Raw genomic sequence first — 10,335 nt, forward strand, 5'->3', positions numbered from 1 at the left:
GGGCTTCGGGGAGGATTTTTATGCTCTTTGGAGTTTTACCGGACAGCAATAATTTCGGATGGTTACAAAACAACAATACCTGTCGGGCAATCCTCATTTGTTAGGAATTAACGGAGCGCCGCTTTTTGATGGGGCGTCGCCCCTACCCCTAAAAAAAACAACCTGTTGACGCGACATTCGCCGCATGGCGAAAAGACGAGGAGGCGGACATTATTCGCCTGCTCATTTTCTTAACTACCTTAAAGTGAAAGGGCAAACACCTTAATGTTAAAAGTTGAAAGTTGGAGAACTCAAAAACGCCGATTGCATCCCTGCAACCAGCTTTTCTCTCATGGAACATTAGTGTTAAAAAACATCCAAGTTTTCCTGTATAGGAGAACTTGGATGTTTTTATGGCCGCACCCCCGCAAGCGGGGCCGTTACTCGTTCACCGCTCCGCAATGGGGGCATCGGCCTTTCTTCCGCAAGATGGCTCCGCAATTTCCGCAGATGTATCGTGCCCGCGTGTGATGGAAATAGCGGCGTAGGGCTGCGAAGACGTATGCTGCGAGCAGGAGGTAGCCCACGTAATAGAGGGTTGTGACGCTGAACACGATGTAGCACACGGCGCAGACGGCTGCCAGGCCTCCCAGGTAGAGCGTGGCCTCGCCGAGGGCCAGGTGGTGGCGCACGTCGTCGACGGCTGCCAGTCCCACGATGAGCATGACCCACACGGACACGAGGAAGATGCCCAACGGGAACGGGACGGAGAAGGGATTGAGCGTGGGGTGGTAATAGAAATGGACCCACATCTGCGGCGCGAAGGTCTGCAAGCTGGCGTAGAGCGTGGCGGACGAGGCCACGATGAGGCAGAGCAGCGTGGGGTAGAACGACTCGATGTCGTTGAAATGGACCAAGTGGGCCTGGTGCTTGCGGATGCTCCACAGCAGGTAGGATGCCGCTATGATGGCGATGACAACGAGGAACACGATGACGTGGGTGTTGGAGAAGGCCGATATGAACTGGGAGATGGGGTCGTCGGGCATGACGCATGGCAGCATGCGCGTCTCTCGGGTCCACCCGAACTGGGAGTTGTCGTTGCCCAGCTGCACCCAAACGGAGTCGACCTTGTCGGTGGGCACCATGCGTATGTCGGCCACGACGAGGTGGTCGCCCTTGCGCACGGTGAACGAGTCGGTCTGCATGCCGCCCAGATACTCCTCGGGCATCTGCCGCAAGAGGGTGAGGCTGTCGGCCTTCACGATGAAGTTGTAGTTGTTGGTGTAATGGTGGGAGGAGAAGAACGACAACGAGTCGATCTGCCGCTCACTATATTGGTAAGCGGCATGGGGGCGGTAATGGGCCACGTAGCACGACGACAACAGCGACGTGAGCACGAGGGCGCAGACCAGGAACAGGAGGTGGAAGGGGTGTGGAAGGGTTCTTCTCATAAGCATTTTATAAGCCATAAACAGCCATCTGACAGGCTTTGCAATCGAACTCCAAACGGAAGCGGCGGCCATCGCCAAGGCGCAACGTGAGCGGTTCGCGCCACGTGGGCTGCTTGCCGCCTCGGCGCACGCAATGGCCCAAGGCGAAGCGGATGCAATGGCGGCACCGCATGAGCAGGGGCGCCTCCGCCCCACCCCCGCCCACCTCGAAGGCGGGGCGGATGTTGGTGAGGCCATGGGCCTCATAGAACGAGCGCGCCATGGAGTTGGAGATGTTATAGAGATAGGGGTGCTGCTTGTACTCGGGTTGCCAAGCGCGCGCCACGGCCGGAGCCATGGGGGGAAGCTCCGTGAGCCTGCCGGCTTGCTCCACATGCTTGCGGATGAGCGCATCCAACGCCTCCACGCCCTCGCGGCGCAGGTCGGAAAGAAGGCTCGACGGGATGAAATGGCGGTCGGCATGGTTGAGGATCGACACGCCTTGGCATGTGTAAGGCGTTGCGCCCAACTTGGACAACTGCTTGACGATGTTGTCGGCCTGGGGCTTCTTGGCGGGCTGATGGCCGAACGCCACCGTGGCACGCGCCTCCTCATTGAGGAACGGCACGCGCAACGTGAGGGCGAACCCGTCGGCCGTAAGGTCCAACGAGAGGTGGACGCCCATCTTGCGACAGGCCGTAGGACCGGCGAGCGCCTTCTCGAACGCCACGTCGTTGTTGCGATAAAGGCCCACGCCCGCCTTCAGGCCTTGCGGCATCTTGAAGGGGTAGAGGCGGTTGCCCACGGCGCGATTCACCCTGAACCCCTCGAGCGTGCGGCCGTCGGTGAGGAAGCAAAGGCCGTCGCCATTGGCAAACGAGGCCGTGCCGGCAACGTTGAACGATTGGCGGCGCACCTCCTTCACCGTACCCACATATTCGCCCAAAGCCTTGGGCGTGTCGAAAGAGGCGATGTCGGGTTGGCGCCCATGGAGGAAATAATGGGTGAAGCCACGGTTGAACGTCTTGCGCAAAGAAGGCTCAAACTGGTAGGCAACGGTGCCAAACGACGCCCGGCGATAGGCGTCGGGGCGGCGCGCCACCAATTCGTCGAGGCGGCGGCTATAGGCCGAGACCACGTTCTTCACATAGTTGGCATCCTTCAGGCGGCCTTCTATCTTGAACGAAGAGGCGCCAGCGTCGGCCAATTCCTCCAAGTGGTCGACCTGGCAAAGGTCTTTCATCGAGAGCAGGTAACGGTCGTGCTCTATCAACTGGCCGTCGGCGTCGAGCAAATCGAACTTCATCCTACAGAACTGGGCGCACTCGCCACGGTTGGCCGAGCGCTGGAAACAATGCTGCGAAGCGTAGCATACGCCCGAATAGCTCACGCAAAGGGCTCCATGGACAAACACCTCCAGCTCCACGTTGGGCACCTCGCGATGGATGGCGCCGATCTCCTCGACCGACAGCTCGCGAGCCAACACCACGCGGGTGAAGCCCAACTGGCGCAACCACCTCACCTTCTCGGCCGAGCGCGTGTCGCACTGGGTGGAGGCGTGGAGCTGGGGCACGTGGCCCACCTCGTCCAAGGCCACACGGTGCATGGCGAGCGTGGCCATATCCTGCACCAGCAAGGCGTCGACGCCAATGCGCGCAAGGTCGGTGATGAGTTGTTGGGTGGCTTGCAGCTCACGCTCAAAGACGATGGTGTTGACCGTAACAAACACCTTGGCGCCAAACTGATGGGCGTAATCGGTAAGGCGCTGGATGTCGGCAAGCGAATTGCCTGCGGCGGCACGCGCGCCAAACTTCTCGGCGCCGATATATACGGCATCGGCGCCATGATCGATGGCGGCAAGGCCACACTCGAGGTCCTTGGCGGGCGCCAATAGTTCAAGGGTTCTCATTCGCAGCGTATATTACTGTATCTCGTTGATATTGTAGGGCGTTTCCTGGTAAACGTAATAGTTGATCCAGTTGCTGAAAAGCAGGTTGGCGTGGGCGCGCCACGTAACCAACGGGCCTTTCTGGGGATCGTTGTCGCGGTAATAGTTGCGGGGCATCTCCACATCGTCGCGCTTGCCAAAGTCGCGCCGATACTCCTTGTCGAGCGTGTCGGGGGCATACTCCAAATGTCCGGTGATGAAAAACTCACGGCCGTTGCGAGCCATGACCATACTAACGCCGCTCTCGGCCGACTCGGCCAAGATGGTAAGCTCGGGCACCTGCTCGAGGTCGGCGCGATGGATCTCCGTGTGGCGGCTATGGGGCATCATAAACTCATCGTCGAAGCCCCGGAAGATGGGAAGATGATCGACCAGCACACGCTGGTGGAACACGCCAAACATCTTCTTGGGAAGACGATGCTTGGGAACACCATAGAAATGATAAAGACTTGCCTGGGCCGCCCAACAGATATAGAGCGTAGAGGTGACATGCGTGCGGGCCCAATCGAAAATGCCCATGATCTCCTGCCAATACTCCACATCCTCAAAGTCTAACAACTCGATGGGGGCACCCGTAACAATCATGCCATCCCACTTCTGCCGCTTCAAGATGTCGAAGTCCTTGTAGAACATCATCATGTGCTCAACGGGGGTGTTCTTGGGTGTGTGGCTCTTGAGCTTCATGAAATTGATCTCTATCTGAAGGGGGGTGTTGGAAAGCAGACGGATCAAGTCGGTCTCGGTGGTAATCTTCAGCGGCATCAAGTTGAGCACAACAATCTTCAACGGACGAACCATCTGCGAGTGGGCGCGACTCTCGTCCATCACAAAGATGTTTTCCTTCTTGAGCAGTTCTATGGCTGGAAGCCTATCGGGTAATCTAAGTGGCATGAATGTTCCTTTCTCTTATAATCTGCACAAAGTTAGTAATAAAATGGCGAAAAACGATTAACTCCCCTTCGAAATCATACATAATTCGTCGTTCATCCTTCTACCCACAAGGGGCGGCGAGGGTTGTCGGCACATGCAAACGAGATAAAAAAGCATGAAACGGGAAACATTTTCGGGGAATTGTTCTTGCCATTCCAAACAATATTCGTAACTTTGCCGACGAAACATCAAGAGCAGTTGAATCTGCACCAACCGAGCACGACATGCCACGGTGGTCAAGATACGATGTGGAAGATTACGTTTAACTTCAAAAAAAGAATGTCATTATGAACCACTCACTTTACAACAAGTTTGCTGCACAGTTTGCAGCCGCCACACTCCCTTCGCTCGTCGAATCGTTTAACCGCCAGGTGCAAAGCCGGGGCTTCAACGCCGCACGCGCCGCGCACGACCAGGCGCTCTTGGCCGAATTGGAACGCCGAGGAATCGACCTGTCGGACGTGTCGGACGGCACAACCACCTCCTTCGCCCACCACGTCGGGTTGGAAAACAATAGGCTGGTGAGAGTCGACTAACCGTCGACCGCCCGCTTTACATCATAGAAAAACCGATGATATCGTCTGCTCTTGATATCATCGTTTTTTTATGTTTTTGCGTTATGGCATCAGGGGTTATGCCACAAACGATTCGTGTTTACCACAACTGCAAGCGCTCGCTCTCGGGGATAAACATCTTGTCGCCCTTCTTCACGCCAAACGCCTCATACCAAGCGTCGATGTGGGGCAGAGCGCCGTTCACACGCCACTCGCCGAGGGAGTGTGGGTCGCGCTTCACGCGGTTGCGAATTTCCTGCTCGGTGATGTTCTGACCCCACACGCCTGCATAGGCCAGGAAGAAACGCTGCGCGGGCGTAAAGCCGTCCTTGCTCTTCAAAGGCTTCTTGGCGGTGGCGTTCTTGAAGGCGTTGAACGAAACCATCAGGCCTCCGTGGTCGGCCAGGTTCTCACCCAGGGTGAACTTACCATTGCAATGGAGACCGGGCAACACCTCGATGGCGTTGAAGAACTCTGTGTAGAGGTTGGCGCGCTCCTCAAAGCCCTTGGCGTCGTGGGCCGTCCACCAGTCGTGGAGGTTGCCGTTGGCGTCGTACTGACGGCCCTGATCGTCGAATCCGTGGGTCATCTCATGACCAATCACCACACCGATGGCGCCATAGTTGAAGGCGGCGTCGGCCTTGGCGTCGAAGAAGGGACGCTGCAAGATTCCTGCCGGGAAACAGATCTCGTTGGTGGTGGGGTTATAGTAGGCGTTGACGGTCTGCGGCGTCATGTGCCACTCCTCGCGATCGACCGGCTTACCGGCTTTCTCGGCAATGTGCTTGTCGTGGGCGAAGAAACGGGCGGCCATAACATTCTCGTAGAAGCTCTTGCTGGGGTCGATGGTCAGCTTGCTGTAGTCGGTCCAACGGTTAGGATAGCCGATCTTCACATAGAATCGGTCGAGCTTCTTGTGGGCGTTGGCCTTGGTAGAGTCGCTCATCCAGGTCTGGGCGTCGATGCGCTGGCCCAGGCTGACCTGCAAGTTGTGAACCAACTCTTCCATCATCTTCTTCGACTGGGCGGGGAAATAGCGCTCGCAATACATCTTGCCAAGGGCCTCGCCCATGGCGCCCTGCACCTGATTGGTGGCGCGTTTCCACAGGGGATAGTCCTCCTTGCGGCCGCTCATGGTCTTTCCGAAGAAGTCGAAGTTGGCCTCACGCACGGCGTCGCTCAGGTAAGAGGCGCTTCCCTGGATGAGATCCCACTCCATGATGGCGCGAAGGTCGTCGGCGGTGAGCAGGGGCAGCAGCTTGTCGAGGCCGGCGAAGAAGGCGGGTTGGCCCACGATGAGCTCCTGGATATACTTCGTATCGATGCCCTCAGCCTGGGTGTAAGCCTTCAAGGGGATGTTGGGATAGGTCTCCTCAAACTGGGCCAGGGTCATCTTGTTGTAGTTGGCTTGCGGGTCGCGCAGCTCCACGTTGCTCTTCGACACCAACGCAAGCTCGGTCTCGAAGCGGAACACCGACTGCATCTTGCGCTGGGCGTCGGCATGGTTGAAGCCGAACAACTCGAACATGCGCACGATGTGCTTCTTGAAGGCCTCACGAATGTCGCTTGTGGCTTTGTCGGGATTGACATACCAGTCTTTCTGGCCAAGCGTGAGACCGCCCTGACCCACCGAGAAGATGTTCATGGTTACGTTCTTGTCGTCGGCGCCAAAATAGCTTCCAAACGGCACGCCGAAGCCCATCTTGCCATACTTCAACTGCACCTGGCGCAAAGCCTCGAGGGTCTTGGCGGCCTCCATCTCGTCGAGCATGGGCTTGACGGGAGCGATGCCTTCTTGGTTGCGACGGGCCGAGTCCATGGCCATCTTGTAGAAATCGCTCAGCTTGCGCTCGTTGGTGCCTGCCTTGTATTTCTTCTTCGACAGATCGGTCAGGATGGTGTTGATCTGCTTGTTCACATTCTCCTGAAGCATGTCGAAACTGCCATAACGGCTATAAGCGGCAGGCAGAGGGTGGCTTTTCTGCCAGCCACCCGTGGCAAACTGGTAAAAGTCGGTGGCGGGGCTCACCGTCTTGTCGAGGTCAGCCAGCACGAGGCCCGACTTGTTCTGGGCCATGGCACCGCATGCGGGAGCGGCGGCAAACATGAGCACCGGAAGGATTTGTTTCATTTTCATGACTTATGATTTTTTGATGGTTGTGTCTTATTGTCTTGCAATGCAGAGCATTAGGCGTTAGCCTGCAATTCCTCCAACTTCTCGGAGAGCTCCATCCAATGGTCGTTCTCCTTGTCCAAGGCCTCCTTGGTCGACGTGTACTCGGTAACCAGTTCCATATTGGAGGCGTTCTCGGGCGTCATGAAGAGTTGGTCGAGCTCCTGGAGTCGCGCTTCCATCTTCGCTATTTTCTTCTCCGACTCCTCCACCTCACGACTGGCCTTGCGTATCTTCTTCTGCTGCTCCTTATGGTCTTGGTAGCTCTGCTTGCCACTTGGGGCCTCGATAGCGGTTGCCGAGGAGGCCGACGCATCCGACGCCGACTGCGGTTGGCGCTGGTCGAGCGCCTCATGGATGGTGTCGGCATTGTGGGCCCTCAGGTAGTCGTAGATGCCACCAAGGTGCTCCACCACCTTGCCGCCGCCAAACTCATAGACCTTCGTCACCAAGCCATCGAGAAACTCGCGGTCGTGCGACACAATGATGGCCGTGCCATCGAAGGCCTTGATGGCTTCCTTCAGCACGTCTTTCGAGGGCATGTCGAGGTGGTTGGTGGGCTCATCGAGGATCAGCAGGTTGACGGGTTCGAGCAACAGGCGTATCATGGCCAAGCGCGAACGCTCACCACCCGAGAGCACTTTCACTTTCTTCTCTGAGGTCTCGCCGCCAAACATGAAGGCGCCCAACAGGTCGTTGATCTTCAAGCGCATATCGCCCGTGGCCACTTGGTCGATGGTGTCGTAGATGGTTATCTCCTCATCGAGCAACTGGGCTTGGTTCTGTGCGAAATATCCAATTTGCACGTTGTGGCCAATCTTCAGGGTTCCGGTATAGGGAATCTCGCCCATGATACACTTCACGAGGGTCGATTTTCCCTCACCGTTCTTTCCCACAAACGCCACTTTCTCGCCTCGCTTGATGGTCATGTCGACATGCGAGAACACGGTGTGGTCGCCATAGTCCTTGCGCACATTGTCGCAAATGACAGGATAATCGCCTGAGCGCAAACAGGGCGGAAACTTAAGGTGCATCACCTTGCGGTCGACCTCGTCGACCTCGATGGGCACAATCTTCTCCAACTGCTTGATGCGCTGCTGCACCTGAACGGCCTTGGTGGCCTGATAGCGGAAACGATCAATGAAGGCCTGGATGTCGGCGATCTCTTTTTGCTGGTTCTCGTAAGCGCGTAGCTGCTGCTCGCGACGCTCGTTGCGCAACAACACATACTGGTCATACTTCACCTTGTAGTCCTCAATGTGGCCACAGGTTATCTCGAGCGTGCGGTTGGTTACGTTGTTGATGAACGCGCGGTCGTGGCTAACGAGCACCACCGCACTATTGTTTTGAGAAAGGAAGGTTTCCAACCAGCGTATGCTCTCAATGTCGAGGTGGTTGGTGGGCTCGTCGAGGAGCAACACGTCGGGATGGCGCAACAAAATCTTGGCCAACTCGATACGCATGCGCCAACCGCCAGAAAACTCGCGGGTGGGGCGATCAAAGTCGGTGCGCTCAAAGCCTAAGCCGGTGAGCGTGCGCTCCATCTCGGCTTCGTAGTTTTCGCCACCCATCATCATGAAGCGGTCGTGCTCCAAGGTAAAGCGATCCACAAGAGCCATGTAGTCGGGGCTCTCATAGTCGGTGCGGTCGGCCATCTCCTGCTGCAACCGGTCGAGCCGACCTTTCATCTTCACATGGTCGGAAAACGCCTTGCGCGTCTCCTCGCGAACGGTGGTGTCGTCGGAGAGCTTCATCACCTGAGGCAAATAGCCTATGGTGGTGTCATTGGGGATGGCAACCACACCCGAGGTGGGTTGCTGCAAGCCACTAAGAATCTTGAGCAAGGTCGACTTGCCCGCACCATTCTTGCCTACCAAGGCAATGCGGTCATGGTCGTTGACCACAAAACTAACATTGTGGAAGAGTGGACGAACGCCAAACTCTACCTTAAGGTTTTCTACAGAAATCATCTTTCCCAACTACAATTTGATATGCAAAGTTACAAAAAATAGTTCATACGAACAGTTGCACGCTTCTTTTTTGTTACCTTTGCGCCAACAACAATCATCACAAACCATGAAAAAAACAATTCTACTATTGGCCGCGCTCATCACGACGGCAATCGGCGCAATGGCGCAACACGACCCGCTTGCGGGCAAACGCATCGGGGTTATCGGCGACAGCTATGTGAAAAACCACCAAAACCCCGTGGAATACGCTTGGCATAGCAAGCTGGCCAAGAAGCACGGCATGAAATACTATAACTACGGACGCAACGGAAGTTGTGTGTCGATCGACATGAAGACATGGGGACCGGCGGTCGTAAACCGCTATCAGCAGATGAACGACTCGCTGGATGTGGTGGTAGTGATCGCTGGCCACAACGATGCGGCACGCCTTGCCAACGCCGTGACCGACTCAACGACCACGCTCAACAACTATCGGGAGCAATGCACCAAGCTCTGCAAGGGACTCATCGAGAAATACCCTCGGGCCTACATCTATTGGTTTACGCCATGGGCAAACGACAACCCCAACTTCAAGGTTATCGTGGATGCCACCAAGGATATTTGCGGAAGCATGGGCATTCCGGTGTTCGACGCCTACCAAAACAGCAATATCTTTGCGCGTAGCGACCAGTTCCGGCAAATCTATTTCCAAGGGGGAAAGCGCGACCATGCACACCTAAACAACAAGGGGCACGACCGCTTCCTCCCCATCGCCGAGCATTTCATCCTTCAGTATCTGCAATAAACGGAACATACGGCAGACGAAAAAACATCGCAAAGAAACAACCTCATATCACACGAAACGGTGACCACCAAATAGAGTGCTCACCGTTTCGCGTTTATAGGAGCAGGAATTTCAAGAAACGAGACAAGAATTCCACCCTCAGTTTTCACATGTACAAAGTTACGTATTACATTCCATTGCCACTTACGAAGAAAACTTACCCCGAGAAACGACTAAATCCTGCCCTAAGTTTCCTTCAAAACCGAGGGTGAAGAACAGCCTTCCCCCTAAACGCTACTAAAGGCAAATGGGGCGAGCGCTACAAATGGCAGATTGGGGATAAACGCTATAAATTATGGCAATTATATACTGTTTGACCCCAAATTTATTGGCAATGATATAGCTGTTGGCACAAACACCTAAATCGAGTAGGAAGAAAACACGCATTTTCCTCCATTACGTTCAAGCCCGATACGGAAACCTCCGATACCGCAAAATAAATCTATAAACTTATATATCTTTTTGGTCATAACATTTTTATTTCTACATTAACTCTTTCAGTCCTTCCAATCCTCCAAGGACTTCTCC

General features: G+C 55.5%; 8 protein-coding genes and 1 riboswitch. Of the genes, 2 read left to right on the top strand and 6 right to left on the bottom strand.

The genetic code is table 11. The features are described from left to right. Positions 1 to 419 precede the first annotated feature (419 nt). From WKK33_RS04320 to metA, 3 genes are read right to left on the bottom strand one after another with little or no spacing between them, the layout of a single operon-like run. Complete coding sequence (locus tag WKK33_RS04320) at positions 420 to 1,430, bottom strand: zinc ribbon domain-containing protein (protein WP_337932650.1); 1,011 nt, start codon at positions 1,428 to 1,430, stop codon at positions 420 to 422. Between the two features lie 7 nt (positions 1,431 to 1,437). Then, entirely contained in the window at positions 1,438 to 3,318 is a 1,881-nt protein-coding gene (locus tag WKK33_RS04325) for a U32 family peptidase (RefSeq protein ID WP_337932651.1), read from the bottom strand. Positions 3,319 to 3,330: 12 nt separating this feature from the next. Continuing rightward, positions 3,331 to 4,248 carry a homoserine O-succinyltransferase gene (gene metA, locus WKK33_RS04330; protein WP_215760225.1) on the bottom strand — a complete coding sequence of 306 codons (918 nt, stop codon included), beginning with the start codon at positions 4,246 to 4,248 and terminating at the stop codon, positions 3,331 to 3,333. A gap of 219 nt (positions 4,249 to 4,467) precedes the next feature. Then, a riboswitch (SAM-I-IV-variant riboswitch) is annotated at positions 4,468 to 4,573 on the top strand. Between the two features lies 1 nt (position 4,574). On the opposite strand from metA, the gene WKK33_RS04335 reads away from it, so the two are divergent. Then, positions 4,575 to 4,823 (top strand): hypothetical protein, encoded by a 249-nt coding sequence (locus WKK33_RS04335; protein ID WP_215760226.1) that lies wholly within the window; start codon positions 4,575 to 4,577, stop codon positions 4,821 to 4,823. A 118-nt stretch (positions 4,824 to 4,941) separates the two neighbouring features. Here WKK33_RS04335 and WKK33_RS04340 read toward each other — a convergent pair whose 3' ends face one another. Both WKK33_RS04340 and WKK33_RS04345 read right to left on the bottom strand, forming a co-directional pair. Further along, the gene (locus WKK33_RS04340; protein ID WP_337932653.1) at positions 4,942 to 6,978 is read right to left on the bottom strand and encodes a M13 family metallopeptidase; all 2,037 of its coding nucleotides are present in this window, start codon (positions 6,976 to 6,978) and stop codon (positions 4,942 to 4,944) included. A 50-nt stretch (positions 6,979 to 7,028) separates the two neighbouring features. After that, entirely contained in the window at positions 7,029 to 8,984 is a 1,956-nt protein-coding gene (locus WKK33_RS04345) for an ABC-F family ATP-binding cassette domain-containing protein (protein ID WP_337932655.1), read from the bottom strand. A 106-nt stretch (positions 8,985 to 9,090) separates the two neighbouring features. Here WKK33_RS04345 and WKK33_RS04350 point away from each other — a divergent pair, with 106 nt between their 5' ends. Next, positions 9,091 to 9,768, top strand: a complete 678-nt coding sequence (locus WKK33_RS04350; RefSeq protein WP_337932657.1) for an SGNH/GDSL hydrolase family protein — start codon at positions 9,091 to 9,093, stop codon at positions 9,766 to 9,768. Between the two features lie 398 nt (positions 9,769 to 10,166). Here WKK33_RS04350 and WKK33_RS04355 read toward each other — a convergent pair whose 3' ends face one another. After that, the gene (locus tag WKK33_RS04355) at positions 10,167 to 10,277 is read right to left on the bottom strand and encodes a DNA cytosine methyltransferase (protein WP_287769249.1); all 111 of its coding nucleotides are present in this window, start codon (positions 10,275 to 10,277) and stop codon (positions 10,167 to 10,169) included. Positions 10,278 to 10,335: the final 58 nt, after the last annotated feature.

The organism is Hallella sp., from assembly GCF_037460745.1.
Taxonomy (GTDB): domain Bacteria; phylum Bacteroidota; class Bacteroidia; order Bacteroidales; family Bacteroidaceae; genus Prevotella; species Prevotella faecis.